Annotated in this window: 26 protein-coding genes; 11 read left to right on the top strand and 15 right to left on the bottom strand. The window is 68.1% G+C overall.

Translation table 11 applies throughout. The annotated features are described in order from the left end of the window. Positions 1–53 precede the first annotated feature (53 nt). The 7 genes from ST3T6A_RS0112955 to ST3T6A_RS0112985 all read left to right on the top strand — a co-directional run bounded on the left by ST3T6A_RS0112955 (position 54) and on the right by ST3T6A_RS0112985 (position 5,210). Positions 54–758 carry a response regulator transcription factor gene (locus ST3T6A_RS0112955; RefSeq protein ID WP_019833364.1) on the top strand — a complete coding sequence of 235 codons (705 nt, stop codon included), beginning with the start codon at positions 54–56 and terminating at the stop codon, positions 756–758. Continuing rightward, positions 748–2,316: a HAMP domain-containing histidine kinase gene (locus ST3T6A_RS0112960; protein ID WP_019833365.1), complete on the top strand. Its 1,569-nt coding sequence runs from the start codon at positions 748–750 to the stop codon at positions 2,314–2,316. Before ST3T6A_RS0112955 ends, ST3T6A_RS0112960 begins: the two co-directional genes overlap by 11 nt. Then, entirely contained in the window at positions 2,313–2,732 is a 420-nt protein-coding gene (locus ST3T6A_RS0112965; protein ID WP_019833366.1) for an HPr kinase/phosphorylase, read from the top strand. Before ST3T6A_RS0112960 ends, ST3T6A_RS0112965 begins: the two co-directional genes overlap by 4 nt. Next, positions 2,729–3,610, top strand: coding sequence for an RNase adapter RapZ (gene rapZ / locus ST3T6A_RS0112970; RefSeq protein WP_019833367.1), 882 nt, complete (start codon positions 2,729–2,731; stop codon positions 3,608–3,610). Before ST3T6A_RS0112965 ends, rapZ begins: the two co-directional genes overlap by 4 nt. Before the next feature lie 65 nt (positions 3,611–3,675). Beyond that, positions 3,676–4,083: a PTS sugar transporter subunit IIA gene (locus tag ST3T6A_RS0112975; protein ID WP_019833368.1), complete on the top strand. Its 408-nt coding sequence runs from the start codon at positions 3,676–3,678 to the stop codon at positions 4,081–4,083. Beyond that, positions 4,080–4,352, top strand: a complete 273-nt coding sequence (locus ST3T6A_RS0112980) for an HPr family phosphocarrier protein (RefSeq protein ID WP_019833369.1) — start codon at positions 4,080–4,082, stop codon at positions 4,350–4,352. The genes ST3T6A_RS0112975 and ST3T6A_RS0112980 overlap by 4 nt, the downstream gene beginning before the upstream one ends. Positions 4,353–4,412: 60 nt before the next feature. Beyond that, positions 4,413–5,210, top strand: coding sequence for a TrmH family RNA methyltransferase (locus ST3T6A_RS0112985; RefSeq protein ID WP_019833370.1), 798 nt, complete (start codon positions 4,413–4,415; stop codon positions 5,208–5,210). Between the two features lie 373 nt (positions 5,211–5,583). Here ST3T6A_RS0112985 and ST3T6A_RS0112990 read toward each other — a convergent pair whose 3' ends face one another. From ST3T6A_RS0112990 to recR, 3 genes are all read right to left on the bottom strand, one after another. Next, positions 5,584–6,960, bottom strand: a complete 1,377-nt coding sequence (locus tag ST3T6A_RS0112990) for a DNA recombination protein RmuC (protein ID WP_037538415.1) — start codon at positions 6,958–6,960, stop codon at positions 5,584–5,586. 106 nt (positions 6,961–7,066) lie between these two features. After that, a complete protein-coding gene (gene def, locus ST3T6A_RS0112995) occupies positions 7,067–7,588 on the bottom strand; it encodes a peptide deformylase (RefSeq protein ID WP_019833372.1) in 522 nt (173 codons plus the stop codon). A gap of 54 nt (positions 7,589–7,642) precedes the next feature. Continuing rightward, positions 7,643–8,239, bottom strand: coding sequence for a recombination mediator RecR (gene recR / locus ST3T6A_RS0113000; RefSeq protein ID WP_026359685.1), 597 nt, complete (start codon positions 8,237–8,239; stop codon positions 7,643–7,645). A gap of 54 nt (positions 8,240–8,293) precedes the next feature. Here recR and fmt point away from each other — a divergent pair, with 54 nt between their 5' ends. The 3 genes from fmt to ST3T6A_RS0113015 are packed head-to-tail and all read left to right on the top strand — an operon-like array spanning position 8,294 to position 10,463. Continuing rightward, positions 8,294–9,199 carry a methionyl-tRNA formyltransferase gene (fmt, locus tag ST3T6A_RS0113005; RefSeq protein ID WP_019833374.1) on the top strand — a complete coding sequence of 302 codons (906 nt, stop codon included), beginning with the start codon at positions 8,294–8,296 and terminating at the stop codon, positions 9,197–9,199. Continuing rightward, complete coding sequence (gene truA / locus ST3T6A_RS0113010) at positions 9,196–9,936, top strand: tRNA pseudouridine(38-40) synthase TruA (RefSeq protein ID WP_019833375.1); 741 nt, start codon at positions 9,196–9,198, stop codon at positions 9,934–9,936. The genes fmt and truA overlap by 4 nt, the downstream gene beginning before the upstream one ends. Positions 9,937–9,980: 44 nt before the next feature. Then, on the top strand, positions 9,981–10,463 hold the full coding sequence (locus ST3T6A_RS0113015; RefSeq protein ID WP_019833376.1) for a DoxX family protein: 483 nt from the start codon (positions 9,981–9,983) through the stop codon (positions 10,461–10,463). On the opposite strand, the gene ST3T6A_RS0113020 is transcribed toward ST3T6A_RS0113015, so the two are convergent. The 12 genes from ST3T6A_RS0113020 to ST3T6A_RS0113075 all read right to left on the bottom strand — a co-directional run bounded on the left by ST3T6A_RS0113020 (position 10,460) and on the right by ST3T6A_RS0113075 (position 25,707). Beyond that, positions 10,460–12,355 carry an XrtA/PEP-CTERM system amidotransferase gene (locus tag ST3T6A_RS0113020; protein ID WP_019833377.1) on the bottom strand — a complete coding sequence of 632 codons (1,896 nt, stop codon included), beginning with the start codon at positions 12,353–12,355 and terminating at the stop codon, positions 10,460–10,462. The two genes, ST3T6A_RS0113015 and ST3T6A_RS0113020, sit on opposite strands and share 4 nt — an antisense overlap. Before the next feature lie 6 nt (positions 12,356–12,361). Beyond that, on the bottom strand, positions 12,362–13,891 hold the full coding sequence (gene xrtA / locus ST3T6A_RS0113025) for an exosortase A (RefSeq protein ID WP_037538419.1): 1,530 nt from the start codon (positions 13,889–13,891) through the stop codon (positions 12,362–12,364). 2 nt (positions 13,892–13,893) lie between these two features. Next, on the bottom strand, positions 13,894–15,072 hold the full coding sequence (locus ST3T6A_RS0113030) for a TIGR03087 family PEP-CTERM/XrtA system glycosyltransferase (RefSeq protein WP_019833379.1): 1,179 nt from the start codon (positions 15,070–15,072) through the stop codon (positions 13,894–13,896). 3 nt (positions 15,073–15,075) lie between these two features. Continuing rightward, positions 15,076–16,137, bottom strand: coding sequence for a FemAB family XrtA/PEP-CTERM system-associated protein (locus ST3T6A_RS0113035; protein WP_019833380.1), 1,062 nt, complete (start codon positions 16,135–16,137; stop codon positions 15,076–15,078). Continuing rightward, positions 16,134–16,973 (bottom strand): XrtA system polysaccharide deacetylase, encoded by an 840-nt coding sequence (locus ST3T6A_RS0113040; RefSeq protein WP_019833381.1) that lies wholly within the window; start codon positions 16,971–16,973, stop codon positions 16,134–16,136. Before ST3T6A_RS0113040 ends, ST3T6A_RS0113035 begins: the two co-directional genes overlap by 4 nt. 13 nt (positions 16,974–16,986) lie before the next feature. Continuing rightward, complete coding sequence (locus ST3T6A_RS0113045; RefSeq protein WP_019833382.1) at positions 16,987–18,048, bottom strand: XrtA/PEP-CTERM system-associated ATPase; 1,062 nt, start codon at positions 18,046–18,048, stop codon at positions 16,987–16,989. Between the two features lie 41 nt (positions 18,049–18,089). Beyond that, on the bottom strand, positions 18,090–19,709 hold the full coding sequence (locus ST3T6A_RS0113050) for a hypothetical protein (RefSeq protein WP_019833383.1): 1,620 nt from the start codon (positions 19,707–19,709) through the stop codon (positions 18,090–18,092). Next, entirely contained in the window at positions 19,706–20,635 is a 930-nt protein-coding gene (locus tag ST3T6A_RS0113055) for an AAA family ATPase (RefSeq protein ID WP_019833384.1), read from the bottom strand. Before ST3T6A_RS0113055 ends, ST3T6A_RS0113050 begins: the two co-directional genes overlap by 4 nt. 10 nt (positions 20,636–20,645) lie before the next feature. Continuing rightward, on the bottom strand, positions 20,646–22,181 hold the full coding sequence (locus ST3T6A_RS0113060) for an XrtA system polysaccharide chain length determinant (protein ID WP_019833385.1): 1,536 nt from the start codon (positions 22,179–22,181) through the stop codon (positions 20,646–20,648). Between the two features lie 32 nt (positions 22,182–22,213). Then, positions 22,214–22,858 (bottom strand): XrtA/PEP-CTERM system exopolysaccharide export protein, encoded by a 645-nt coding sequence (locus ST3T6A_RS0113065; protein WP_019833386.1) that lies wholly within the window; start codon positions 22,856–22,858, stop codon positions 22,214–22,216. Between the two features lie 93 nt (positions 22,859–22,951). Next, complete coding sequence (locus ST3T6A_RS0113070; RefSeq protein WP_019833387.1) at positions 22,952–24,193, bottom strand: pyridoxal-dependent decarboxylase, exosortase A system-associated; 1,242 nt, start codon at positions 24,191–24,193, stop codon at positions 22,952–22,954. Then, positions 24,190–25,707, bottom strand: coding sequence for an acyl-CoA ligase (AMP-forming), exosortase A system-associated (locus ST3T6A_RS0113075; protein ID WP_019833388.1), 1,518 nt, complete (start codon positions 25,705–25,707; stop codon positions 24,190–24,192). Before ST3T6A_RS0113075 ends, ST3T6A_RS0113070 begins: the two co-directional genes overlap by 4 nt. A 55-nt stretch (positions 25,708–25,762) precedes the next feature. Between ST3T6A_RS0113075 and ST3T6A_RS20160 the strand changes: the two genes are divergently transcribed. After that, positions 25,763–26,770 carry a GNAT family N-acetyltransferase gene (locus ST3T6A_RS20160; protein WP_019833389.1) on the top strand — a complete coding sequence of 336 codons (1,008 nt, stop codon included), beginning with the start codon at positions 25,763–25,765 and terminating at the stop codon, positions 26,768–26,770. Positions 26,771–26,786 lie beyond the last annotated feature (16 nt).

Here is a 26,786-nt window from a genome sequence, read left to right on the forward strand (position 1 = left end):
TGCGGATGTGCGCCCCTTCCCCCGCCGCCTTTCCCTCTGCTACCTGTCCGGCCATGTCCGCATCGATTGCCCTCGTCGACGACGACCGTAACATCCTGACCTCGGTGTCCATGGCCCTTCAGGCGGAGGGTTTCGTGGTGCGCATCTATTCGGACGGGGAGGCAGCGCTGAAGGCCTTTGCCGAGAATGCGCCGGACCTCGTGGTGCTCGATATCAAGATGCCGAAGATCGACGGGATGGAGGTGCTGCGCCGCCTGCGCGAGAAGAGCCAGGTGCCGGTGATCTTCCTCACCAGCAAGGATGACGAGCTGGACGAGGCGCTGGGCCTCGCCATGGGGGCGGACGACTATATCGCCAAGCCCTTCTCGCTCCGCCTGCTGACGGCCCGCATCCGCGCCATCCTGCGCCGCACCGACGCGGCCCTTTCCTCCGCCACGGAAGAGCAGCCGCCTGCCGAGCGCATCGTCCGCGGACGGCTCGACATGGACCCGGCGCGCCACAAGGTCCGCTGGGGCGGCGAGGAGGTGGTGCTCACCGTCACCGAGTTCATGATCCTGGAGGCGCTCGCCCAGCGGCCCGGCTTCGTGAAATCGCGCGACCAGCTCATGGACGCCGCCTATCAGGATGACGTTTATGTCGACGACCGCACGATCGACAGTCATATCAAGCGCCTGCGCCGCAAGTTCCGGCAGGTAGATCCGGAATTCAAGGCGATCGAAACGCTGTACGGGGTGGGGTATCGCTTTGGTGAAGAATGAGCGGACGGCGCAGCCCGACGAGCAGCCCCTCTCCTGGTCCGCCCGCTGGTCGCTGACCAGCCGCATCCTCGCCGTCAACATCTTCGCCGTCGCGATGCTGGCGGGCAGCTTCTTCTATCTCGACAGCTATCGCACCCGCGTGTCCGAGGAGCGCACCGAGCAGGCCGAGAGCGACGTGCAGATGATCGGCGGCGCGCTCGCCGTCGTCGCGCCGGAGGCCCGCCCGGCGCTCGCCGCGAAGATGGCGCAGGTCGATGGCGAGCGGCTGCGCATCTACGGGCCGACCGGCGCACGCATCCTCGATACCTGGCAGATCGCGCCCGCCACCTACGAATTGCGCGACCCCTCCAGCGAGCCGTGGCAGAAGCACGCCGCCCGCTTCATGGACCGCACCTTCGACCATATCGTCGGCGCCGACAGCGTGGAGCATTTCATCGAGCCCGCCGAGGACCGGCTCCAGTCCTGGCCCGAAGCGAGCGCCGCAGCGGCCAAGCCCGGCACCGTCGTCTCGCGCCATCGCAGCGCGCCGGATCGCACGCCGGTGCTCTCGGCCGCGCTGACCTTGCCGGGCGTGGGCACGCTGCTCACCACCAACAATGTCCGCGACATCACCCGCATCGTCCGCGCCGAGCGTTTCGCGATCGGGATGGTGATCATCGGCGTTCTGATCGTCTCGGTGCTGCTGTCGCTCTTCCTCGCGCGGACGATCGCGCGGCCGTTGCGCCGGCTCGCCATCGCGGCGCATCGCGTGCGCCTCGGGCGCGCGCGCGAGGTGGTGGTGCCGCGCCTGCCCTCCCGCCGCGACGAAATCGGCCTGCTCGCTCGCGCGCTCTCGGACATGAGCCAGGCGCTGCGCCGCCGCATCGACGCCGTGGAGGCCTTCGCCGCGGATGTGAGCCACGAACTCAAGAACCCCCTCGCCTCGCTCCGTTCCGCCGTGGACAGCATGGCGGTGGTGAAGGACCCGGCACTTCAGGCGCGCCTGCTCGACATCGTGCGCGACGATGTGATCCGGCTGGATCGTCTCATCACAGATGTCGCCGAAATCTCGCGGCTGGACGGCGAGCTGTCCCGCGCACGGCTGGAGCCGGTAGACCTCGGCCTGCTGATCGAGGGCCTGCTCGCCGCCCGCGAGGAGCGCGGCCGCAACGGCGACGTCCGCGTCGCCTTCGCGCGCCCCTATGTCGAGACGACGATGGTGATCGGCGACGGCGCCCGCCTCGCCCGCATGATCGAGAGCCTGATCGACAACGCCGTCTCCTTCTCGCCGCCCGCCGGCCTCGTCGAAGTGAGCGCCGTGGGCATCGGCGACATCGTGCTCGTCGCGATCGAGGATGAAGGCCCCGGCGTGCCCCCTGACATGCGCGACGCGATCTTCCGCCGCTTCCACACCGATCGCGCCGACGCCGACGAAACCCAGCGCCACAGCGGCCTCGGCCTCGCCATCGCCAAGGCGATCGCCGACGGCCACGACGGCACCATCGAGGTCCGCGACCGCAGCGACGGCCGCAGCGGCGCGCATTTCCTCATCACCCTCCCCCGAGCGCCCCAGCCGTGACGGCGCCTGAGCTGATCCACGCCACCTGCGTCGCGATCGGCGGGCGGGGCGTATTGCTGGCGGGGGGCTCCGGCGCGGGGAAATCCGATCTCGCGCTGCGGCTGATCGATCGGGGCGCCGAGCTGGTGTCCGACGACTATAGCCAGCTCAGCGAACGCGACGGGCGGCTGATCGCCTCTCCGCCCGAACGGCTGGCCGGGAAGATCGAGGTGCGCGGTATCGGCATCGTCGACATGCCTCACAAGACAGAGACGGACGTGGCCCTCATCATCATCCTCGACGAACCCGTGGATCGCATGCCCGCATTCACCACCCGCCGCCTCGCCGGCGTGGACGTGCCCGCCGCCACACTGGCCGGGCTGGAGCCCTCCGCACCAATCAAGGCCGAGTTGCTGCTGCGCGAGATCGGCCGATGAGCGAGGACAGCCACACGCGCCGCCTGCTGCTCGTCACCGGCATGTCGGGCGCGGGCAAGAGCACCGCGGTCCGCACGCTGGAGGATCTCGGCTGGGAGGTGGTCGACAACCTCCCTCTCATGCTGCTCGACCGGCTGCTCGATGCGCCGAGCCCCGTCGACAATGGCGGCGAGGATCGTCCGCTCGCGGTCGTGATCGACAGCCGCACGCGTGGTTTCAGCGCGCAACGCATCGTCGACCGGCTCGGCCAGCTACGGGGCCGCGGCGACGATGTCGGGATGCTCTTCCTCGATTGCGCGGGGAGCGAGCTGGTCCGCCGTTTCTCCGAGACGCGTCGCCGTCATCCGCTGGCGCTCGACCGCCCGGCCGAGGACGGCATCGCCCGCGAGCGCGAGCTGCTCGAGCCGCTCCGCCGCGCCGCTGATCACCTGATCGATACCACCGACAGCAGCACCAACACGCTCCAGCAGATGCTGCGCAACCGATTCGCGACCGCGGAAGGCGTCGGCGTTACACTCACCATCATGTCCTTCGGCTTCGCGCGCGGCGTGCCCCGCAATGCGGACCTCGTTCTCGACATGCGCTTCCTGCGCAATCCGCACTGGGACGCCGTGCTGCGTCCGATGACCGGGCTCGACGCGCCCGTTTCCGCCTATGTCGCGGAAGATCCAGCCTATTTCGAGGCGATGGAGCGCATCGAAGGGCTGCTCGCACTGTTGCTTCCGCGCTACGCGGCGGAGGGAAAAAGCTACGTCACCGTGGCATTCGGCTGCACCGGAGGGCGTCATCGCTCCGTCCATGTCGCCCGGACGATAGGCGACCGGTTGCGTGCGCAAGGATTTTCGCCCACGATCCTCCATCGCGATCTGACCCCGTAAGAAAAAGAGAGCCGGACGCTGGAGGAATGGATGTCATCGGAGAGAGGCCAAACTCGGGTGAATAGATGATCGGTTTGGTGCTGGTGACGCACGGACGCCTGGCGGCGGAATTCGTGACGGCGATGGAACATGTCGTTGGGCCACAGGAGGCGGTCGTCCCGATCTGCATCGGGCCGGAAGACGATATGGAGGGCCGCCGCAACGATATCGCCGCGGCAATCGCGAAGGTGGATGTCGGCGACGGCGCGATCCTGCTCACCGATCTGTTCGGGGGCACGCCCTCCAACCTCGCTATCTCGCTGATGAAGACGGATCGCGTGGAGGTGATCGCGGGCATCAACCTGCCCATGCTGATCCGCCTCGCGAGCGCGCGGCGCACCATGAAGATCAAGGCCGCCGTCGCCGCCGCGCGCGATGCGGGCCGCAAATATATTTCCGTCGCGTCCGACCTGCTGGGAGAGGCCGCCGCATGACCCAACACAGCCGCACCGTGCAGATCACGAACAAGCGCGGCCTTCATGCCCGCGCCAGCGCCAAGTTCGTGACGCTGGCCTCCGGGCAGAGCGCGGCGGTGGAAGTGGAGAAGGACGGGTCGAGCGTGGCGGGCACCTCGATCATGGGGCTGATGATGCTGGGCGCCGCCAAGGGCGACCATGTCACGATCCGCGCCGCCGGCGACGGGGCGGAGGAGGCGCTGGCGCTGCTGGTCGATCTGGTCGAAAGCAAGTTCGGCGAGGAATAGCGCCTCCCTCAAGCGCCGCCGCGCTGCTTGATCCCGGCGGGAACTGGTGTAACGAGCGCCATGCCTCGCGAAATCACTGCCTTTTCCAACCCCCTCGTCAAGCGCATCCGCAACCTGCGCGAGAAGCGTCATCGCCGCGAGGAAGGTCTGTTCCTGGCGGAAGGCCTGCGCATCCTGACCGAGGCGGAGGAAGCCGGCCACCTGCCGCGCTGGATCTTCCACACCCGCGAGATGCGCGACCATCCGCTGGTGCGACGCCTCACGGCCGCGTGCGAGGCGGACGGCGGCGAGGCGATCGAGACGAACGTGGACATCCTCCACAAGCTCTCGGGCAAGGACAATCCGCAGACCGTGCTCGGCGTCTATGCCGAGTTCGACACCGCGCTCGACCGCATCGATCGCAGCGCATCGGATATCTGGATCGTCGCCCAGTCGCTGCGCGATCCGGGCAATCTCGGCACGATCCTGCGCACGGGCGACGCCGTCGGCGCGGGTGGGCTGATCCTGATCGACGATTGCGTGGACCCCTTCTCGGTCGAGGCGGTGCGCGCCTCGATGGGGGCCTTGTTCACCCAGCGGATCGCGCGGGCGGCATGGACGGATTTCGTGCCCTGGCTGCGTTCCGGCCCCGGCCAGCTCGTGGCCCTCAGCCTGCGGACCGACGCCTATTATCGCGAGCCTCGCTATGCGGCGCCGACCTTCATCCTCGTCGGCAACGAGGCGCGCGGCCTGCCTGCCGACTATGAGGACGAGTGCGATATCCGCGTGAAGCTCCCGATGCGCGGCAAGGCCGACAGCCTCAACGCGGCGGTTGCAACGGCGGTGATGGCCTACGAGGTGCTCGGTCAGCGCCTTTGACGAAATAGGCGCTAGGCCGCGGATCAGAGATGGGTCGGGAAGTTTCCGGGACTCATATAGGGGCCGCCTTACAGATCACCCGACCTGACCGGCCTCCTCTCGACCCGACCTGTCACGCCATCGTCACCGCTCTCATCCGAAACCCATTCGATGCTGTCGAACGCAGAGGGCGACGCCCTGTTCTTTCGTCGGCGCAACGACGCGGCCTCTTTCGCCGATCTATCTCTTAGCCTTCGTCCGCCCTTCAAAAGCAGAACGAAACGCCAGCGCTGGATGCGGGGAAGACACCTCACCCCCACAGCGATAATCAAGGCCGTGCTCTCGCTACCGGCCCCTCGAGACGGTCGCGATCTGACGCGCCAGCCCGATGCTCCTACTCTGCCGCCTCCGCTTCGGCTGGCCCGCCGAGCAATTCCGTTGCTGCGGGCACGCGGGCCAAAGTCTCGACCGGCGGTGCCGTCTCGATCTCGCGTCCGCCCGTTTCGATGTTGAGATCCCGGAACTTCCGCCCCGTCACCAGCACGCGCGACTCAAAGGAGGACACGAAGCTGTTGTAGTTGTTCACCGCGGTCGACAGACCCGTGCCGACCTTGCGGAGATGCCCGGCAGCGGCCGAGAGACGATCGTACATCTCCTTGCCCAGCGCGCCGATCTGCCGCGCCTCCAGCGCCAGTTTCTCCTGCCGCCAAACCGCCGCCACCGTGCGCGCGATCGCCACGAGGTTGGTCGGCGTCGCCAGCAGCACGCGTCGTTCGAACGCATAATCCCAGAGCGTCGGATCATTTTCGAGCGCGGCGGCAAGGAAATGCTCGCCCGGCACGAACATGATCACGTAGTCCGGCGCGTCCTCGAACTGGTTCCAATAGGCCTTGGCGGCGAGCGTCGTGACATGCGCCTTCATCGCCGCCGAATGCGCCGCTAGATGCCGCGCGCGCTCCGTCTCCTCGATCGCGCCGAACGCGTCCTGATAGGCGTTGAGCGACACCTTCGCATCGATCACCAGCGCCCGCCCGCCGGGCACGCGGATGATCGCGTCGGGACGCATCCGCCCATCTTCGGTATCGACCGACACCTCGGTCGTGAAATCGGTATGTTCGACGAGGCCGCAGGTTTCCAGCACGTTGCGAAGCTGCTGCTCACCCCAGCGGCCGCGCGCCTTGGGCGCGGCACGGAGCGCATTGACCAGCTTCGCCGCTTCGCTGCGCACGGCCTCCTGCCCGTCCCGCATCGAACTGATCAGACCGGTGAGGTTGCCATAGGCCTCGGTCCGCTCCTTCTCGACGCGGGATACGCCTTCCTCATAACGCTTGAGCGTCGCCTCGACCGGGTGAAGCAGGGCCTTCAGCCGTTCGCCGGACTTCTCCTCGGACTGGGCGAAGCGCTGGTCGGCACGCTCCAGAAACGCCTTCTGCGCCTCGCCGAGCATCTTCTGGCCCACTTCGCTGAACTGCGCGGAGAGCATCTCCTTCGCCTCGCGCAACTCGACCAGCCGCGCCTCGAAGGCCTCGGCCCGCTCGCTCGCGGCAGCGCGCTCCGCAGCGAGAGAACGCTGCGCGGCGTCACGCTCGCGCGTTACCTCGTCCAACGTAGTGCGGAGAAGCCCAGCCGTTTTTGCGCGTTCCTCGGCTGCTGCGCGGGCCGTCTCCGCCTCGCGGGAGCGTGCGTCGAGTCGATCCCGCTCCGCCTTGAGGCCCGCGCCGGTGCGCGAACCCAGGAACCAGCCTATCCCCAGCCCGATGATCAATGCCATGCAAGCGACCAGAATGGCGACGACTGGGTTCACGCTTCCCTCCACCGGAACGAAGCGCGAACGTAGCAGTGGTTTTCCTACGCCGCAAGCGCGCGGCGGGGCGTCTTCAGGCGGCGCGCTGCTGGCGGCGGAGCTTTTCCAGCTTCTTCAGGACCATGTCGCGCTTCATGCGTGACAGATGGTCGGTGAAGACGATGCCGTTCAGATGGTCCACCTCGTGCTGGAGGCAGGTGGCCAGCAGCCCATCGAGAACCTCGTCATGCTGCTTGCCCTCACGATCCTGCCATTTGGCGCGGATCGTCGAGGGGCGCTCGACGTCGGCGAACTGGTCCGGGATCGAGAGGCAACCTTCGGTGTAGACGGTCTTCTCCTCCGATGGCTCGGAGAATTCCGGGTTGATGAAGACGCGCGGGTTTTTCACGCCCTCGCCTTCTTCCTGGAGATCGATCACCAGAAGCCGCTTGGCCACGCCCACCTGGATCGCAGCCAAACCTATGCCGGGCGCGTCGTACATGGTCTCGAACATGTCGTCGATAAGCTGCTGAAGCTCCGCGTCGAACGTCTCGACCGGTTCCGAAATCTTGCGCAGGCGCGCGTCCGGGATCTCGATGATGGGAAGAATGGCCATGGCGACGAGCTATGATCGACGCGCCCGTCCGTCAAGGCGAGCCTTTCGATCAGGCTAATCGATCGGCCGACGGGCACGCAGCGCCTGCGCCAGCGTGCCCTCGTCGAGATAGTCCAGTTCGCCCCCGACAGGCAGGCCATGGGCGAGGCGCGTCAGGCGTACTGGCAGGCCTTCCAGCCGCTCGGCGATGTAATGGGCAGTGGTCTGCCCTTCGAGCGTGGCGTTGGTGGCGAGGACGACCTCGTCGATGCCCCCGGCGCTGATCCGCGCGACGAGGCGATCGATACTTAGATCCTCCGGCCGCACCCCGTCGAGCGCCGAGAGCCGCCCGCCAAGGACATGGAATCGCCCCGGAAACAGTCGCGAGCGCTCCAGCGCCCAGAGATCGGCCACCTCCTCCACCACGCAGAGCGAGCGCTCGTCGCGGCGCGGATCGGCGCAGATCGAGCATGGGTCCGACGTGTCGACATTGCCGCAGACATGACAGGTGGACAGCCGCTCGTCGACCAGCTCCAGCGCGCGGAGCAGCGGCGTCAGCGCGGTTTCGCGCTTCTTGAGGAGGTGGAGGACGGCGCGACGGGCCGAACGGGGGCCGAGGCCGGGGAGCCGCGCAAGCGCCTGTGTCAGCGCGTCGATTTCGGGAGATGCCATGGGAAGCATGGATATGGGCTTGCACTCCGCCTTGCCAAGCGCTTGTGAGGGCTCATGCGCATTGCCTTCATGGGAACGCCCGATTTCGCCGTGCCGACGCTCGAAGCGCTGGCCGCTGCCGGGCACGACATCGCCGCCGTCTACACCCAGCCGCCACGTCGGGCCGGCCGGGGAAAGACGTTGCAGCCCTCGCCGGTCCATCGCCGGGCCGACGCGCTCGGGCTGGAGGTGCGGCATCCGCTGACGCTGCGCGATGCGGGCGAGCAGGCGGCGTTCGCGGCGCTCGGCCTCGATGTGGCGGTGGCGGCGGCCTATGGGCTGCTGCTCCCGGTGCCGATCCTGGAGGCGCCGCGGCTGGGGTGCATGAACGTGCACGGCTCGCTCCTGCCCCGCTGGCGGGGGGCGGCACCGGTGCAGCGCTCGATCCTCGCGGGCGATGCGGAGACGGGCGTCATCATCATGCAGATGGAGAAGGGCCTCGATACCGGCCCGATGCTGCTGGAGGGCCGCACGCCCATCGACGGCAAGACCGCCGGCGATCTGTTCGCGGAGCTGGCCGATCTCGGCGCAGGGCTGATGGTGCGCGTGCTGGCAGATCCGTCCGCCTACCCGCCCCGCCCGCAGCCGGAGGATGGCGTCACCTACGCCGCCAAGATCGAGAAGGCCGAAGCCCGCCTCGACTTCTCGCACGACGCGGCGCAGGTCGAGCGGCAGGTCCGCGCGTTCAATCCGGCGCCGGGCGCCTTCTTCGAGCATGGCGGGGAGCGCATCCAGATCCTTTCGGCCACGATCGAAGAGGGCAGCGGCGCGCCGGCGACGGTGCTGGATGACAGCCTCGCCATCGCCTGCGGCATGGGCTCGATCCGGCCGGATATCGTCAAGCGCGCGGGGCGCGGCGCGATGGCGACAGCCGAACTGCTGCGCGGTTTTTCCATCCCGGCGGGGACTGTCCTCTCGTGACGCGTTTCCGGCTGACGGTGGAGTATGACGGCCGCCCCTTCATGGGCTGGCAGCGGCAAGCGCATGGCCCGAGCGTGCAGGAGACCATCGAGCGCGCCGCCCATCTCATCACCGGCGAGGAGGCAGCCGTCCACGCCGCCGGCCGTACCGACGCGGGCGTCCACGCGATGGGAATGGTCGCCCATATCGAGATCGAGAAGACTCTCACCCCTTTCCGCCTGATGGAGGCGCTCAATGCCCGGATGCGACCGGCTCCGGTCGCGATCCTCGCCTGCGAGGCGGTGCCGGACGATTGGCACGCGCGCTTCTCGTGCATCGGCCGGCGCTACATCTACCGGATCGTGGATCGCCGCGCGCCGCTGGCCTTAGACGAAGGGAAGGCCTGGCGGGTCGCGCCGCCGCTCGATGTCGAGGCGATGCACGAGGCGGCGCAGCGGCTGGTCGGCCTGCACGACTTCACAACCTTCCGCTCCGCCCACTGCCAGTCGGCGAGCCCGGTCAAGACGCTCGACCGGCTCGACGTTCGGCGGGTGAGCGGCGGGATCGAGATCGAGGCGGCGGCACGGTCCTTCCTCCACCATCAGGTGCGCTCGATGGTCGGCTGCCTCGCGCTGGTCGGTCAGGGCAAGTGGACGCCCGACGATGTGAGCGCCGCGCTGGAGGCGAAGGATCGCGGCGAACTCGGCCTCAATGCGCCGCCCGACGGCCTTTATTTCGTGGAAGCGGTCTACCCATGACGGGCGCGGCGTAACCAACGCCCCGGCCCTCACGTAGGAAAGGCATGATACAGAGCCTTTCCGTCCTTCTCGGCCGCCTTTATTTTCGAACCGACGCCACATGGGCCGCGCTGCCATTGCGGCTGATCGTCGGCTATGGCTTCATGGAACATGGCTATGCCAAGCTCGCCCGTGGCCCGGATGCCTTCACGGGCATTCTCCATGCGCTGGGCATGCCCTTCGCTCCTCTGCTCGGGTGGGGAACGATCCTGATCGAGCTGTTCGGCGGGTTCGCGATCCTTGTCGGCGCGCTCATGCCCGTCGCGAGCATTCCGATGGCGGCCGTGCTGCTGGTTGCGATCGTCACCGTCCACATCCCCAACGGTTTCAGCTCCATCAAGCTGATGTCGGTGGATGCACGCGGCGCCCATTTCGGGCAGCCGGGCTATGAAACCGATCTTCTCTATCTGGCAGCGCTGGCGTCACTGGTGATGAGCGGGCCCGGCCGATGGTCCGTGGACAGCCTGCTTCTTCGCCGTCGCCGCTAGACGCCGAACAGTCGCGTCAAAGACTTGTCGAGCATCAGGAGCTGCCACAGCAGCCGGCCATGATCGCTGCGACCGGAGCGATGCTCATGCGCGACGCGGGCGAGTTCGTCCGGGCGGAACCAGCCGGTCGCCGCCAGCGCGGCACCACGGGCGATCCGCTCCGCCTCGCCCGCCAGCGGCCCACGGAACCACTGCGCAATCGGGGTGACGAAGCCCATCTTGGTGCGATGCAGGATCTCCTCCGGCAGATAGGAGCGCATGGCGTGCTTCATCAGCCATTTGCCCTGCCCGCCGCGCAGCCGCATCGCCATCGGCAACGAGGCCTGGAACTGCACGAGCCCGTGATCGAGCAGCGGCTCTCGCGCCTCCAGTCCGACCGCCATGCTGGTCCGGTCCACCTTGGTGAGGATGTCGCCCGGCAGCCATATCTTGAGATCGGCATATTGCGCCCGGCCCAGCCAGTCCGCAGCGGGCGCCTCGCGCATCGCCTGCTCGATCCGCGCCTCGGCACGATGGCCGCCCAGCGCCTGCATCGCCTCCGGCGTGAACAGCCGCGCGCGCATCTCGGGTGAGGTGAAGCCCATCGCCCGCGCGTAGGCCTCCTCGGGCGAGCGCGCGAGCGCCTGGAAGGTCGTCTTGGCGCGGAGCGGGCGCGGCGCCCAGTCCGCCTTGGGATAGGCTCGACCAAGCGCCCCGAACACACGCTCGCGCATCTGTGTCGAGAAGAGCGCCCGTGCCCGGTTCTCCGCCACGAAGAAGCGATGGCGGCGATATCCGGCCAGCGCCTCGTCCGCGCCATCGCCCGAAAGCGCGACCGTCACCTTCTCGCGCGCCAGCTCGCAGACCCGGTAAGTCGGCAGCGCGGAGGCATCGGCGAAAGGCTCGTCGAAGGCTCCGACCAGCGTATCGATCAGTCCGAAATCGTCGGGCGACACGATCCATTCGCGATGATGGGTGGCGAAGCGCTCCGCCACCAGCCGCGCATGGGCGGTCTCGTCCAGATCGGGCACGTCGAAGCCGATCGAACAGGTCTCGACCGCCGTCCGGCTCGCCTCCGCCATCAGCGCGACGACGCTGGAACTGTCCACGCCACCCGAGAGGAAAGCGCCGAGCGGCACGTCCGCCACCATCCGCGAGCGCACTGCGCGGCGCATATGGTCGGCGAGCTGCACCTCCAGATCGCGCACCGAACCTTTGGCGTCGGCGGTGAAAACGACATCCCACCAGCGGCGAGGCTGAGGCAGCGGATGCCGCCGCCGCAGAGTCAGGTGATGGCCCGCCGGCAGTTTCTTCACGCCCGCGACCATGCAGGCGTCGTCCGGCACATAGCCAAGCCCGAGAAAATCCTCGACCGCCGAGAGGTCCGGCGCCCGGCGCAGACGAGGGTGGGCCAGCAGCGCCTTCAGCTCCGATCCGAACAGCACCGCGCCGTCCGAAAGCTCCGTGTAGAAGAGCGGCTTCACGCCCAGCCGGTCACGCGCGAGGAAGAGGCTCTGCTGCTCGGCGTCGAATAGCGCGAAGGCGAACATGCCCGTGAAACGATCGAGGCAGTCCGCTCCCCAGCGGCGCCAGCCGTGGAGGATCACCTCGGTGTCGCTGTGCGTGCGGAACTCCGCACCCCACCGCTCCAAATCGACGCGCAGTTCGCGGTAATTATAAATCTCGCCGTTGAAGACGACGACCAGCCGGCCGTCCGCCGACATCATCGGCTGGTCGCCACCGGCCAGGTCGATGATCGACAGACGCCGATGGCCCAGCCCCACGCCGGGCGCGGTCCAGATGCCCTCCCCGTCCGGCCCGCGATGCGCGATCGCGTCGATCATGGTGCGGACGCGCGCCGGGTCCACCGGCTTGGGCGTATCGAGATGGAAGATGCCGGCAATACCGCACATGGAGGTTCAGCGCCCCGCCGCGATCTGGTCGATCGCCTTGTCTGCCGGGCCGAGCGCGCTCAGGAAACGCTCGATCGCCGCGCGCCCGCCGCGCCGGTCCTCCGACGAAACGAGCAAGGCCGCGGCCCGCTGGCTGCCGCCCAGCAGATGATGACGCAACGTCTCCAGCTTCACCCGCGCGGCACTCCCCGTCTCCATGGCGCCGACCGTATAGAAGCTGAGGACGGTCCGCGATACGGCTCCGGGCGCAACGATCCGCTCCGCCTGCGCACCTGGAGGCGCCGGCAGGTTCGCGGCCCAGGACCACACGCCGTCCGGGTCGACCGCCCCGTGCCCATAGCCGACCAGCGATCGCCCACGCTCCTGCGTGGCATAGAGCGCGACCGCGAGATCGACCTCCGCCCCCATCGCATCGCGATAGCGGGCGAGGAGGAGGCGATCCGCGCCGTCGAAACGCGGCTTCCATGGGGTTCCATCCGTGGCGGCGATCCGCGTCCAGCCCGCCACCTCCGGAAGATGGGCAGACGCCGGGATCGGCCGGGCACCGGAGCGGATCGCCGCCGCACTCCAGAGCGGAGCCACCGCCGCCGCCGCGAGCACCGCCAGCGCCGCGACCAGAAGCGGCAGCGCCGAGCGCTGCTTCTCCGCCTGGGCGAGGACAGTGGACCTGTCGACGGGCGGCGCGTCGGCCGGCTTGTCGAAGAAGCGCCAGCCAATGGCCAGCACGATCAGGATCACGATGGCGAAGAATATCCAGCCATAGACGATATGGTCGAAGCTGCCCGCCGCCGCCGCGCCTTTATATTGGGCGACCCAGATCGTCCCGAACGCCCGGATGCCGTTCGCGAGCACCGGAGCGACGGCCGCGAGCAGCAGGAACACCGCACGCCGACGCCAGCTCCGGAAACCGAGGTGGGCGACCAGCACGCCCAGCGCCATCATCGCGATCAGGAACTTGGCGCCCGAACAGGCCTCCGCCACCTTGAACCAGCCGCCAGGCGTCGTGATGAACACGCCGTCCAGATGGGCCCGCACATGCACCACGTCGAGCAGCACCATGCAAATCCGCGCCGTCAGCGTCTGAAGCGGAGGAACCAGCATGTCGCCGGCCGGCACGAGGAAGAGCGCGTAGAAAAGCGGAAACAGCAGGGCCGCGACGGCCCCCCGCCCGAGCAACGTCGCCACCGCGCCCTGTATCATCACCACCAGCGCGAGATGCCGCACGACCGCGACGCCCGCCGCTTCACCCAGCAGCCAGCCGAACGCTCCCGCCGCCACCCAGAGCAGAGGCAAAGCCCATGACCTCGGCCGAACCTCCGCCAGCACCGGGAGACGCTGCCATACCAGCCAGCCGACGATCGGCAGGATGACGAGGCAATGCTCATAGGTGCTGCTGGTCCACCAGATCGCGGCGACATCCCTTGCGTCGCGGGCGAACAGGGCCAGCAGCGCTGCCACGACGACGCACAGTCCGGCTGCATGGCTCCGCCATCCGCCGACAGACGCGCGGACGCCGGGCGTGATCGTCGCCTCCATGGTCACACCCGCTCCAGAAGATCGTCGAGTGGCGCAAGACGCGCCTGCCACGCATAACGTGCCTCGACACGCGCGCGGGCCGCCGCGCCAAGCGCTTCCGCCCGCGCCGGATCGCCCAGCAGCGCGAGCACCGCCTCCACCTCCGCGCGCGGGCCGTCCGCCACAATGAGATCACGACCGGGCATGGCGTCGATCCCTTCGAACGCCTGCGGGCTCGCGACGATCGGGCGGCCCATCGCCATCGCCTCCAGCACCTTGTTCTGCACGCCTCGCGCGATCCGCAACGGCGCGACGACGACATCCGCCTGTGTCAACCACGGCCGCACATCGGGAACTTCGCCCGTCACCTCGACGCCGTCCCTGCCACCAAGCGCCGACAGTCGCGCATCCGGCTTGCGCCCGACGATGGCAAAGCGCGCGTCCGGGTGGCGGGCACGGATCGACGGCATGGCATCCCGCGCGAAGCCCGCCGCCGCCTCGATATTGGGCGGATAATCCATCTGCCCGGTGAAGACGATGAGCGGCGCCTTCCCAGCCTGATGCGGCGCGGGCTGGTAGCGATCGAGGTCGATGCCATTCTCCAGCGCCAGCACGCGCGTGTCCGGCAGACCGGTCCGATCGCGGAAGAGCGCGGCCTCGGCGTCGCTCACGAACAGAGAGACGGCCGCCCGCGCCGCCACCTCCCGCTCGAAGGCGAACAGGCGCTCGGCCTCGCGCTTCCACACCCAGCGCATCGGTCCTTGTGCAGCGGCGGCGTAGGCCGCGAACTTCTCCGAATCCATGTCGACGAAGTCCATCGCGAAGGGCCGCCCCGCCGGCGCATATTGAGCCATCTGGCCGGAGAAGATGTAGGCACCGTCGATGGGCTCTTCCGCCGTCACGGTCCCGACGAAGCGCATCATCGCCGGGCTTGCAAAGGCTGCGACCGAGATTGCCTGCCCCTTCACGAACCCGACCGCAGCCGCAGCCGCTCTCGATCGCTGGCGCCGCTCGACATGGAGACGACCGATCATCGGCCGAAGCGCCTCGGCTGCCGCAACATCCGCCTCGTCGTCCGCAAAGGTGGCGAGATGGACGCGATGCCTCTCGGTCAGATGCTTGAGGATGTTGTAGGAGCGAATCTTGTCGCCCCGATCGGGCGGAAACGGAACGCGGTGCGCAAGGAACAGCAGGTCGCTCATCGCTCAGCCCAACCCGCGCGCCAGTGGCGGCCCGAGGCGGTTTGCGACCCATAGAGGCAGCTTCTTCCATACCGCGATCTGCATCCGGTAGCGCGGGCTCAGCGGATTGACTTCGCGCGGCTCGGCGCCATCGGCGGTGCGAGTGGCATAGGCCAGTGGGCGCGGCTCGAAGCCCCAGTTCTTCTTGTAAGCGAAAGCCCCGGTCCCAAACTTCGAGCGGCCGAAATCGAACGCCGTGCAGCCGCGCTCGCGGGCATGGCGCATCAGCGCGAAATAGAGCAGCTCATTGGCCCGGAGTGCCCGCGCTTCCCAGGTGCCGCCGCCCCAATAGGGCATCACCACGCCGCCATGATAGAGGCTCAGCACCGACGCCACGGGCCGCCCCTCCTGCGCGATCGTCAGGATGTCCGCGTCCTCGCCGAACCGATCGAGCACCGCCGCGAACAGCCGCTTCGGGAAGACCGGCGTGCCGAGATTACGGACGCTCTCGGAATAGACCGCGTAATGCGCCGCCCGATCCGCCGGATCACGCCCTACCGTCACCGTCATGCCGGCACCAAGCGCCTTGCGGACCTCGGCGCGCTGCTTGCGGGGGATGGCCTTCAGTTCCGCCTCGTCGTCGGCCGCGAGTGGCCGGGAGAAGCCGGCATAGGCGTCTTCCTTCACCTGCCAGCCGTCGCCCGCCTCCGGCAGCGCGCCACCGCGCAACTCGAGGCTCGGGCAGCCGAGCCGCTCCGCCAGCCGCCAGCCTTCCGCCAGCAGCATTGCGCTCGCCTCGTCGCTCGTCGCCAGCACGCCACCGCCGACCGCGAAGCCCGACGAAACCAAAGCCTTGCCGAACAGCATCGACCGCATCGCCGTCAGCGGCAGCACGCCTTCGATCCGCCCGTCGCGCTCGGCGATCAGGCGATGCGCGCGCTGGCCGGTGCCGGCCTCCACCCCCGCGATCCATGCCGGGCGATGGAAAGGGCTCCCCTCGGGATGCGCGCGCACGAAGGCGTCGACGGCCGCGTCGTTGCCCCCCTCCTCGATGCGAAGCGGGCGCACCGCGTCGGCAAGGTTCATAGCGATGCCTGAGCGGCAGCGATTTCGTCGACCCGGCCCCAGGCGAACTCGCCGAGCAGCCGCTCCAGCTTGCCCTCCATCGCGGACAACCGGCTATAGTGACGGAGCTTCGAGCGAAGCGGCGCATCGGCGACGCGCGGCTGGCCGGGGTCGATTTCCCACGGGTGGAAATAGAAGATCGCCGGGCGCTTCGCCTCGTCGTTCACCTGCCGGATCGCCCAGCGCGTGAAGCCATAGGGCAGCAGGCGGAAAAAGCCACCGCCCCCTGCCGCAAGCGTCCTCGCGCCGAGCTTGGCGGTGGTCACCGGCAGTTCGATCATCGTGCTCTGCGAGACAGGCCGCCACGCGAAGCGCGGGCTGTCCGGCCAGCCATAATGGTCGTGCGCCACCGGCGCGACGCTGGAGGAATAACTGTAGCCCTCCTCCGCGAGGATCGGATGCGCCCACGGCGTCCGCGTGTCGATCGAGAAGCTCGGCGCGCGATAGCCGAAGACGGGCATCCCCGAGGCATCCTCGATCGCGGCGCGGGCGCGGCGCAGGTCGTCGCGGAACTCCTCCGGCGTCAGCGTGAAGACGCGATCATGATCCCAGCCATGGCTGGCGATCTCATGCCCCTCCGCGACGATGCGGCGCATCTGAGCGGGCGCGCGCTCCGCCACCCAGCCGAGCGTGAAGAAGGTCGCCTTCACGCCCGCCCGCGCGAACAGGTCGAGCACCGCATCCGTATTGCGCGCGACACGGCTTTCCAGACGCGACCAGTCGGCCTTGTCGATCACCTTCTCGAAGGCGCCGACCTGGAACCAGTCCTCCACATCCACGGACAGCGCGTTACGCATCACGGGAAAGCCCTCAGTGCGCGGTCCCGAAGTGGGGGCCGCCGACCGGCTCCTCCTTCTCGACCCAGTCGATCAGCAGGCCGAGCACGCGACGGATCGCCGCCTCCTGCTCGTCGAGGCGCTCTTCCAGCGCGGCGATACGGTCGAGCGCTTCCGGGTCCGACGTGCGGAGGATGCGGACGGGGCCGACCTCGGTGGGTGGCGCCGCGTCGGAGGCGCGGCGATGATGATCCTCGTCCTCGATCGCTGGGCCGTGCGAGCCGCGCTCGTCATCCATGTCCGCGGCGACAAGGCTCACGGTCGCGCCGTCGATGCGCTCCAGCCCCTCGACCGCGCCGTGCAGCAGCACGCGGCCCGCCAGCACGTTGAGCTTGCGCGGCACGCCATGACTGTGACGATAGAAGGCTTCCCACGCATCGTCGGTGAACTCGGGGCGGCCATCCCAGCCGACCAGCTTCAGGCGATGCTGGATATAGGGGGCGACCTCCTCGGCCTCCATCGGCGTCAGATGGTGGGTGGCGATCACGCGCTGGCGGAGCTGCTCTAGCCGCTCCGACTTCTGGAAGCGATCGCGGAACTCGGGCTGGCCGAGCAGGAAGATCTGGAGCAGCGACTGCCCGCCATTCTGGAAGTTGGAAAGCATCCGCAGCTCCTCCAGCGCCGAGAGCGGCAGGTTCTGCGCCTCGTCGACGATCAGGAGCGTCTGGCGGCCCTCATTGGCGTGAAGGCGCAGCGTCCGCTCGATCCGCTCGAGAAGCTGCGCCTTGGCGAGCCCCTCGGTCGCGAGGCCGAGCTGATGCGCGGTGAGGCGCAGCATGTCCTCGTCCTCCACCTGCGTGGAGACGAGCCGCACGACCTGAAGCCGCTGCGGATCGATCGAGGCCATCAGATGGCCCACGAGCGTGGTCTTGCCCGCGCCGACATCGCCGGTGATGACGATGAAGCCCTCGCCCTGCGCCAGACCATAGCCGAGATAGGCCATGGCGGTGCGGTGCGTCTTGCTCTCGAACCAGAAGCGCGCGTCCGGCGTGAGCTGGAAGGGTCGGTCGCTGAACCCGTAATGGCTGTCGTACATCTGGGCCTCCACCCGCGGCCCGAAGGCCGCCTCACATTCCGTTAGAGTTGATAGCGCAGCGCAACCAGCGCCGTTCCGATCACATCGTCGTCGATATTGCCGCCGCCGCCCGACGAGACGCCCACCGAAGCGGTGCCGAGCAGCCTGCGGGAGAATTCGCGGTTGTAGGTCAGGATGCCGCCATAGGCGGTGTAGGACGTGCCGCTCAGCACGCTGGCATTGTCGTCATACCATGCGGCGAGGCCGGTCAGCGTCAGCGTCGACACGCGCGACAGGCGGCGGCCGATGGTGGCGTCGACAGTCACGCTCTGCTCGTTCACGCCGGCGAAGGAGAAGATGTTGGCCCCAAGGTTCGGCGCCAGATAATGGCGATGGTCGTAGCCGACGCCGAGGCCGTAGTTCCACAGCCCCTTCTGCCCCGCGAGCAGCACATAGACGCCGCGCGAGCGATAGAAGTTGGAATTGACCGAATTGAGAGCGGTCAGGCAGCCGCCCTGCGCGCCGTTGGCGCCGAACACGCAGTTCGCGAGCGGCGTCTGGATCGGCAGGTTCGAGCCCGAGAAGGACGTCGGCAGAGAACCGATGCCCGTGGTGAGCTGCCGCCCGAAGCTGGTGATGTCGTCATAGGCGACGACCTCGATGGTCGATTTCGGCGTGATCTGGTGGGTGAAATGGCCGGTCACGACCGTCTGCCCGTAACGCTGCCCGCCGCGCACCTCCAGCGTGGTGCGCACGCTCGGCCGCCACAGCACGCCCACGTCCCAGACCAGACCGTCCTGATCGTAGGACAGCAGACGGCGCTTGGAATGATCCGCCTGAAGATGGCGATGCTTGTCGAGGATGGCGTTGCCGTCCGCATCCGTCAGGATCGCCGACTGGGTGGCCCGATCCGCCTCGTATCCGATGCCCGCCTCCAGCGCGAGCGAGTGGCTCACCGGCTGCACGACGTCGACCCGGCCGAACTTGCTCGTATAGCGCGCGTCGAGAAAGTGGATGTCGTCCCGCTCGATCCCGCCCGAGGCGGTCCAGCCGAAGGGCAGCCCGAGCCCGCCGGGTCGCGTGCCGATCGCGATATCGCCGGTGTGGCTGAACGTGTCGAAATTATTCTCGAGCACCGGCTGGCCGGGGCCGAGATCGGTACTGCCAAAGCCATTGTCCGAACGCGTCCAGCCGAAGCGATAGTCGGCGTTCAGGTTGATGTCGCCGAAATGGTGGTCGTAGCTCGGCCCCGCCTGGATGGCGTAGATCTGCTGCGTATTGTCGAGATCGCCGAACAGCAGGCCGGACGTGCCGGTCGCGAGCGACCCGCGCGCGCGGGTCGCGATGCCGGCCGCCTGCAACGACAGGTCTGAATTGGGCTGGTATTTCAGCGAGGCGAGCCCGTTGTGCAGGTCCGTATCGCGATAGCGGTTCGACCAGGCGAAATAATGATCGTAGCGATAGTCGATCTGGCCCTGGAGCTTGGCGCTCTCGATCGTCGCGTCGACGCCCGCGGCGATGCCCGTATAGGTCACCGTATCCGGCCCCGGACGGCCGCTCAGATCGGTCGAAATGACCTGCTGGCCCTCGACATAGGGGCTGATCGTGGTGCGTGCACCCGCCGGCAGCGCGATCAGCGCCGTGGACAGGAACGACCATGTGAGCCAAGCGAATTTCGTCACCCGTCGATCCCGTAATATCGGCCGAAGCGGCGATGCGAGCCACCGAACTCGACGCCGTTCAGCAGCAATTGCGCACGCGGGCAGGCGGAAAGGAGCCCCAGCGCCTCGCGGAGGTCCGCCTCGCCCGTCCGCTCGGCGCGGACCACGAAGAGGAGCTGACCGCAATGCATCGCCAGCACCGAGGCCGGAGAAGCCGCCAGTGCAGGCGGGGAGTCGAAGATGATGATGCGGCGCGGATCGCGACCCCGTAGCTGTTCCAGCACCTGCCTGGTGCGGTCCGACGCCAGCAGCTCGGTCGCCTCATTGGTCTGCCGGCCGGTGGGAAGCACGATCAGGCCCGGAATGTCCGTGCGGATCAGGCAAGCCTCGACATCGACGGCTTCGTCCGCGATCGCATCGATCAGGCCTGGCCCCGCCTCCAGCCCGAGCGTGGAGAGGATTTCCGGCTTGGCGACGTCCGCGTCGATCAGCACGACCTCGATGTCCTTCTCCGCCGCGAGGCTGAGCGCGAGGTTGACCGCGCAGAAGGTCTTGCCGTCATCCGGATGCGCCGAGCAGACCAGTATCGTCCGCCCATTCTCCACCTCGTCGGCGCCGCGCAGAAGCTGGCGCTTGACGATGCGGAACTCCTCGGAGATCGCGCTGGGGCTGGCATCGGGCAGGACGAAGCCACCCTCTCGCAGCTCATCCATCGCGACCTGGCCGAAGCGGCCGATCGGCGACGTGCTTTCCCAGTTCGCATGGAAGGCGGTCGGCGCCGGCTGCGCGCCCGGAACCGTCGGCGCGCCGGTGCTCACGCCCCCGCCCCGCAGGCCGGCGGTGAAGTCGTAGACGTTCGCGGCTCGCTCCACGAGCGAGGGGCCACGCGGCCCCTTCGGACGGCCGGGGCCCTTCGGATCGGGGCTGATCGGGCTGTGCTTGCTCATGCCTCTCGTCCTACGCCATCAGCCCGCGCTGAACGAATTCGACCGCGAGCAGAAGCACATAGGCCCCCACCAACGCGCCGCCCGCTCCCGCGAACCATTTGAGCTGCTGCGCTTCCTGCGCCTTCTGGCGAACGCCACGCACATAACTGATCGAGCCCAGCACCGGCAGGCCGCTCGCCGCCGCCAGCGCGTTGGGGGTCGAATAGCTGGTCTGCAACTTGGCGCGCAGGAACGCCGCCGCAGCGCCGCCCACAATCGCCACCAGCAGCACGCCGGTCAGCAGCAGCGGACGCTTGGGCTTGGCCGGCACCTTCGAGAGCGTCGGCGGGTCGATCACGCGGAACTGCACGCTGCCGGCCTGCGTCTGCGCGTCGGCGCGGAGCTTCACCTGCTCGCGATCCGACAGCAGCTTGTCATATTGCGCCTGAAGCACGTCATGATCGCGCGACAGCTTGGCCTGTTGCGCGGTGATCTCGGGCTGGTTGGCCTGCTTGGCGGCGAAGTTCGCCATATCGGCCTGAAGCTGCGCGCGGCGTGTGGCGAGCGCGGCATAGGTCGCCTGCTTCTCCGCCATCATCGACCGCAGGGAGATATAGGCCGGGTTCGGCTGGGAATTGGCACCGGACGCCGGCTCGGACGCCGCCGCGCCCGAAATGTGGGCGATCTCGCGCCGCACCGCGATCACGTCGGGATGCTTGTCGGTCCAACCCTGCGCCTGATCCTGCGCGAGCTGCGCCTGGAGCTGGGCGAGCCGCTCGCGCGGGCCGCCGCCGCCTGTCGCCGAGGGCGGCCCCGGAATGGAGGCTGGCGTTGCCGCGAGCTGGCCGTTGACCGCCGCCAGCGAGCTTTGGGCGGCGGCGAGGTTCGTCTCGACGTCCGAAAGCTGCGATCGCGCGGTTTCCATGCGCTGGTCGATCGATCCGGTGCCGGGCAGCATCCCGAGATATTTCTGGTCGAACGCCTGCTGCTTCTGCTCGGCCTCCTGAAGCTGCTGCCCACGCTGGGCGAGCTGCGCGTCGAGGAAGGTGAGCGAGCGATGCGCCTCGGCGGCGTCTCCCACCGCGCTCGCGGCCGCGAACTGGTCAAGCAGCTTGGCGACCACCGCCTGCGCATTCTTGGCGTTCTGCGCATCCGAGAAGCCGCCGCCCGAAAGATCGGCGCTGATCTGGAAGAGATTGTCCTGCGTGCTTTTGATCGAGATCGCCGTCTGGAGCCGGGTGACCATCGCAGCCAGATCCTTGGGCGTCGTCGCCTGACGCGCAAGGTCGGTGCCCTTCACGACGCTCGCCAGATTGTCGCTGGAGAGCAAGGTCTGACGGACGGAATCGATGCCCTGCTGCTGGTCGTTGCTGGTGATGCCCACCGCCTGCGGCAGGATCGACTGCGGCTCCAGGAAGATCCGCGCCGTGCTCTCATAGGTGTTGGGGATCAGCGAAACGCCCAGCCAGCCCACCAGCGCGATGCCCCACGCCACCGCCAGCGCCAGCCAGCGCCTGCGCCACACGACATGAATGCCGATCCGCACCTCTTCCAGAATGGCATTCATCGCGTCCGCCCCTACGCCCTCGCCTCAAGCAATCAGAACAGGCTCTCCGGGATGATGATCACATCGCCCGGTTCGAGCTTCACATTGGCCTTCGTGTCGCCGTGCTTCAGCAGCTTGGAGATCTGAAGCGGGTATTCCGTCTGCTTACCGGTGGCCTTGTCGAAGCGCACCAGTTTGGCGCGGTTACCTGCCGCGTATTGGGACAGGCCGCCCACCGCGATCATCGCGTCGAGCAGCGTCATGTTGGCGCGATAAGGCAGGCTGGCCGGCTTCTCCGTCGCGCCCACGATGCGGATCTGCTGCGAATAGGTGCCCGAGAAATTCTCGACGATCACCGACACCAGCGGATCGGTGACATAGGCCGCGAGACGCGCCTTGATGTCGTCGGCGAGCTGCGACGGCGTGCGGCCGACCGCCGGCAGGTCCTGGATCAGCGGCGTGGTGATGCGCCCGTCAGGGCGGACCTGCACCTTCGCGCCCAGCTCCGGATTTCGCCACACGAAGATAGTGAGCTGGTCGAGCGGGCCAATGACATATTGCTCGCTCGGCTTGTCCTGCGGAGAGACGAAATTGGCGGGCGGCAGGGTCGGTTCCTCCGCGAACGCCGCGCTGCCCGTGGCCAGCAGGCTGGCGAGCGCCACGCCGAGAACAACCTTCGAAGCGCCGTCGAACCGCATGTCACACTCCTTGCCGCCCCTGTGAGGCGCCGCGCGAAAACGACGCCCTCCCAAGGTTTCTTGATCCTCGCCCTAAGCCGGAAGAGGTGAATTTTACGTTAGGGCAGGCTCGCGTCCCGCGGAGACGGACATCTCGATGGCTGCCGGATGCCCGAGAAACGCTGCCGGTGAAGCGCTCACGCCATAAGCGCCCGCCAGAAAGACCGCCATCACATCCCCCTCCCCGGCGGCCGGAAGCGCCACATCGTCGGCCAATCTGTCGAGAGGGGTACAGAGACATCCGACGACGCTCGCCTCTTCTTCCGGGTTAGCCCCGAAGCGGGTGGCCACGGCGACCGGATAATTACGGCGGACAACCGTTCCGAAATTCCCTGATGCCGCGAGTTGATGGTGCATCCCGCCATCCGTCACGAGGAATATCTTGCCGTGGCTCTCCTTCCGGTCGACGACACGCGTGAGATAGACCCCCGCTTCCGCCACCAGCCAGCGCCCCAGTTCGATCGCATAGCGATCCGCCTCGCCGCCGACCTGTTCGGCCAGCGCATCTCCGATCCGTTCCACGTCGAGCGCGACATCGCCCGCGAAATAAGGGACGCCGAAGCCTCCGCCGAGGTTGACCAGCGGAGCCTCTGCACTGCTCTCCCCGGCGATACGGCGCGCCAGCGCGACGGTGTTCGCCTGCGTCTCGATGATGGCGGCTGCGTCCAAAGACTGCGAACCCGCGAAGATGTGCAATCCGCGATAGTCCGCGCCCGCCTCGACGATCCGACGCACCAGCGGCGCCACGCGCTGCTGGTCCACGCCGAAAGGCTTGGCCCCGCCTCCCATCCGCATTCCGGACCCGCGCAGATCGAACTCGGGGTTCACCCGGACCGCGAGGCGCGGCTGGACGCCCAACGCCCCAGCCACGTCGAGCGCGCGTTCCGCTTCCCGTTCGGATTCCAGATGGAGCGTAGCGCCGGCGCGGATTGCAGCCTCCAGCTCACGCGTGCGCTTGCCCGGACCCGCAAAGCTGATGTGGCGAGCGGACATGCCCGCCCCGATCGCCCGCTCCAGCTCGCCTTCGGACGCGACGTCGAACCCGTCGACGATCCCCGCCATCATCGCCACCAGCGGCGCGAAGGGATTGGCCTTGATCGCATAATGGATCTCAAGCCCCACCGGCATGGCTGTGCGCAGGCGGGCCACCCGCCCCGCCACCATATCGTGATCGTAGACGAAGAGCGGCGTGTCGCCCGCCCGCTCAATCAGGCTCACGACATCATGCCCCGCGATCAGGAGGCGGCCGTCGGCACCGGCCTCGTAACCGGGCGGAATGGGGCCGGACGGCTTCATGCGCCATGCTCCTCGCGAACACGCACACGGTCCAGCTTGCCATTGGGATTGTAGGGAAGAGTGTCGACCCAGACGACTTCCCGCGGTTGCTGGAAATTGGGCAGCTCAGCCTTGAAATAGGCGAGCAGCCGCGCCTTCGCGTCCTCCCCGCCGATGCTGCGCACAACGAGACGGATCGCCTGCCCCATCCGCTCGTCCGGCACGCCTAATGCGACCGCCTCTGCCACGGCGCCGCTGGCGATCGCGGCCTCCTCTATCTCGGTGGGGCTGATGCGATTGCCGGAGACCTTGATCATCTCGTCATCGCGCCCCACGAACCGCAGCAGCCCGTCCGCGCCCCGCACCACCGCATCGCCCGACCAGACGGCAATGCCGCCCAGCCGGGACGCCGCGGGCGCCGGCCGGAAGCGCTGCGCCGTCCTTTCGGCATCCCGCCAATAGCCCTGCGCCACCAGCGGCCCGGCATGGACGAGTTCGCCGGGTTCCCCATCGGCCGCGATGCTGCCGTCCGGCCGCGCGACCAGAATTTCCGCTAAAGGTATGGCTCGACCAACCGACTCTGGGTGCAGATCCACCAGCGCCGGATCGAGATAGGTTGAACGAAAGGCCTCCGTCAGCCCGTACATCAGATAGAGGTCCGCCTGCGGGAAGATCGCCCGGAGGCGCCGCACGACGGGCGCCGGCATCCGCCCACCTGTCGCGGACAGTCGCCTGAGCCGGGCGGCGGTCTCGGCCGGCCAGTTCGCCTCGGCAAGCTGTATCCAGAGCGGCGGCACGCCCGCGAGCGTCGTGACGCTATGACGCTCCACCGCGCGCACCACGTCCGCCGCGGCCAGATAATCGAGCGGCACGACCGACCCACCCGCAGCCCATGTCGACAGCAATTGATTCAGCCCTGCATCGAAGCTCAGCGGCAACACGGCCAGCGTCCGGTCGTCGGGCGCGAGGCGGAGATAATGCGCGACCGAAATCGCCCCGAGCCACAGATTGGCGTGGCTCAGCATCACGCCCTTCGGCTTGCCGGTGGACCCCGAGGTGTAGAGCAGCACGGCCAGCTCGTCGGTCGCCCCCTCAGAAGGCGGCAGCGGCATGTCGGGAAGGGACGCCAGATCGGCTTCGTGCACCACCCTGCAACCGGCCGGGACATCGCCCTCTTCCAGCAGGACGGCGCGGGCAGGCTGGGTCACGAACAGTCGTGCGCCGCTATCCGCCAGGATATGCGCCACCTGCGCACGGCGCAGCAGAGGATTGACGGGAACATGCACCAGCCCCGCCCGTGCGCAGGCGAGCGCCATCAGGCAGGCAAGCCGCGTCTTGGGGAGCCAGCTCGCGATGCGATCGCCACGCTCCGCCTGCCGGGCCAACGCGGCAGCCAGCGCGCCGACGGCCGTCTCCAGCTCCGCAAAGTCGAGCGTTCCCGCCTTGTCGGCCAGCGCGATATCCTGAGGAACACCGCGCAGCGTCAGCCGGTCCAGCCGCTCCGCAAAGGGCTCCAGCCCATCCCATTCCTTCATCGCTTGCAAATCAGACCCCGTGCACGCTTATGCTTGGCGCTCGGGGGATAGCGCGATGACGGCGTTGGTGGAATGGTTTGACGACCTGGACGCGGTCGCCGCCGACGCGGCGGGCGCGCTCGACCGCACCGCTCAGCCCTGCCTGTTCGACCGGCTCGACTGGTTTCGCCTGACCCGTATGCATATCCTGCCGGATGCCGGGATCGCCGTCGTCCGCGTGGCGAGCGGCGACGCACGCGCCTGGCTGTTCCTGATCGATGCCGGCTCCCGCGCCGCTGCACCGCTGTCGAGCTGGTACAGCCTGCGCTTCGGCCCGATCCTCTCGGAGCCCCGCGACGAGGCCCTGATCGAATGCCTCTACCGGGCAGTCAGCCGCCGTTTCGATCGGGTGGCGCTTCATCCGTTGCGGAACGCGGAACCCGCCCCGTTGCGCGCCGCAACTCTCCGCCCCTTCACAAGCCGTGTCTCCACCAACTGGATCGTGGATATCCCTGATGCAGGCTTCGAGAGCTATTGGGCGGCCCGGCCCGCGAAGCTGCGCAACACGATCGCACGGCGGACTCGCAGTCACCCCGTCCACATTTCGATCCATCGCTGCTTCGAGCCCTCGGCCTGGACGGACTATGAGAATGTCTATCGAGCGAGCTGGAAGCCGACGGAGGGCTCTCCCGCCTTCCTCCGGGCTCTCGCCGAACAGGAAGGCAGTGCTGGCACGCTGCGACTCGGCATCGCTCACGACGCCGAGGGCCGTGCCGTCGCATCGCAGTTCTGGCTGGTGGAAAACGGCATTGCCACGATCCACAAGCTCGCCCATCGCGAGGATGCGCGCGCCGGCTCACCCGGATCGCTGCTCAGCCACGCGATGTTCCACGCCGCGATCGAAGACGACCGCGTGCATCGCATCGATTTCGGCCTCGGAGACGAACCCTACAAGGCGGACTGGATGGACATGCCGCGCCCCATATACCGCATCGACGCCTACCGCCCCACGAGCCTGCGCGGGATGGCGGGGATCGGCCGGGAGGTCGCAAGCCGTCTTGCCCGCCGCCGCGCGGTCGACTAGGCGACGCGTCCACGGA

The sequence above is a fragment of the Sphingomonas sp. PR090111-T3T-6A genome (assembly GCF_000383095.1).
Lineage (GTDB): Bacteria > Pseudomonadota > Alphaproteobacteria > Sphingomonadales > Sphingomonadaceae > Solisphingomonas.

What these genes read in the sequence shown, in the direction of transcription:
- recR (WP_026359685.1), bottom strand. Translation starts at nt 8,239, where the DNA reads ATGGCATCTCCCGAAATCGACGCGCTGACACAGGCGCTTGCGCGGCTC.
- ST3T6A_RS0112975 (WP_019833368.1), top strand. Translation starts at nt 3,676, where the DNA reads ATGATCGGTTTGGTGCTGGTGACGCACGGACGCCTGGCGGCGGAATTC.
- ST3T6A_RS0113045 (WP_019833382.1), bottom strand. Translation starts at nt 18,048, where the DNA reads ATGTACGACAGCCATTACGGGTTCAGCGACCGACCCTTCCAGCTCACG.
- xrtA (WP_037538419.1), bottom strand. Translation starts at nt 13,891, where the DNA reads ATGGAGGCGACGATCACGCCCGGCGTCCGCGCGTCTGTCGGCGGATGG.
- ST3T6A_RS0113020 (WP_019833377.1), bottom strand. Translation starts at nt 12,355, where the DNA reads ATGTGCGGTATTGCCGGCATCTTCCATCTCGATACGCCCAAGCCGGTG.
- ST3T6A_RS0113070 (WP_019833387.1), bottom strand. Translation starts at nt 24,193, where the DNA reads ATGAAGCCGTCCGGCCCCATTCCGCCCGGTTACGAGGCCGGTGCCGAC.
- ST3T6A_RS0112985 (WP_019833370.1), top strand. Translation starts at nt 4,413, where the DNA reads ATGCCTCGCGAAATCACTGCCTTTTCCAACCCCCTCGTCAAGCGCATC.
- ST3T6A_RS0113040 (WP_019833381.1), bottom strand. Translation starts at nt 16,973, where the DNA reads ATGCGTAACGCGCTGTCCGTGGATGTGGAGGACTGGTTCCAGGTCGGC.
- ST3T6A_RS0112955 (WP_019833364.1), top strand. Translation starts at nt 54, where the DNA reads ATGTCCGCATCGATTGCCCTCGTCGACGACGACCGTAACATCCTGACC.
- ST3T6A_RS0112980 (WP_019833369.1), top strand. Translation starts at nt 4,080, where the DNA reads ATGACCCAACACAGCCGCACCGTGCAGATCACGAACAAGCGCGGCCTT.
- ST3T6A_RS0113030 (WP_019833379.1), bottom strand. Translation starts at nt 15,072, where the DNA reads ATGAGCGACCTGCTGTTCCTTGCGCACCGCGTTCCGTTTCCGCCCGAT.
- ST3T6A_RS0112990 (WP_037538415.1), bottom strand. Translation starts at nt 6,960, where the DNA reads ATGGCATTGATCATCGGGCTGGGGATAGGCTGGTTCCTGGGTTCGCGC.
- fmt (WP_019833374.1), top strand. Translation starts at nt 8,294, where the DNA reads ATGCGCATTGCCTTCATGGGAACGCCCGATTTCGCCGTGCCGACGCTC.
- def (WP_019833372.1), bottom strand. Translation starts at nt 7,588, where the DNA reads ATGGCCATTCTTCCCATCATCGAGATCCCGGACGCGCGCCTGCGCAAG.
- ST3T6A_RS0113035 (WP_019833380.1), bottom strand. Translation starts at nt 16,137, where the DNA reads ATGAACCTTGCCGACGCGGTGCGCCCGCTTCGCATCGAGGAGGGGGGC.
- ST3T6A_RS0113075 (WP_019833388.1), bottom strand. Translation starts at nt 25,707, where the DNA reads ATGAAGGAATGGGATGGGCTGGAGCCCTTTGCGGAGCGGCTGGACCGG.
- ST3T6A_RS0113065 (WP_019833386.1), bottom strand. Translation starts at nt 22,858, where the DNA reads ATGCGGTTCGACGGCGCTTCGAAGGTTGTTCTCGGCGTGGCGCTCGCC.
- ST3T6A_RS0113055 (WP_019833384.1), bottom strand. Translation starts at nt 20,635, where the DNA reads ATGAGCAAGCACAGCCCGATCAGCCCCGATCCGAAGGGCCCCGGCCGT.
- ST3T6A_RS0113060 (WP_019833385.1), bottom strand. Translation starts at nt 22,181, where the DNA reads ATGAATGCCATTCTGGAAGAGGTGCGGATCGGCATTCATGTCGTGTGG.
- ST3T6A_RS0113015 (WP_019833376.1), top strand. Translation starts at nt 9,981, where the DNA reads ATGATACAGAGCCTTTCCGTCCTTCTCGGCCGCCTTTATTTTCGAACC.
- ST3T6A_RS20160 (WP_019833389.1), top strand. Translation starts at nt 25,763, where the DNA reads ATGACGGCGTTGGTGGAATGGTTTGACGACCTGGACGCGGTCGCCGCC.
- rapZ (WP_019833367.1), top strand. Translation starts at nt 2,729, where the DNA reads ATGAGCGAGGACAGCCACACGCGCCGCCTGCTGCTCGTCACCGGCATG.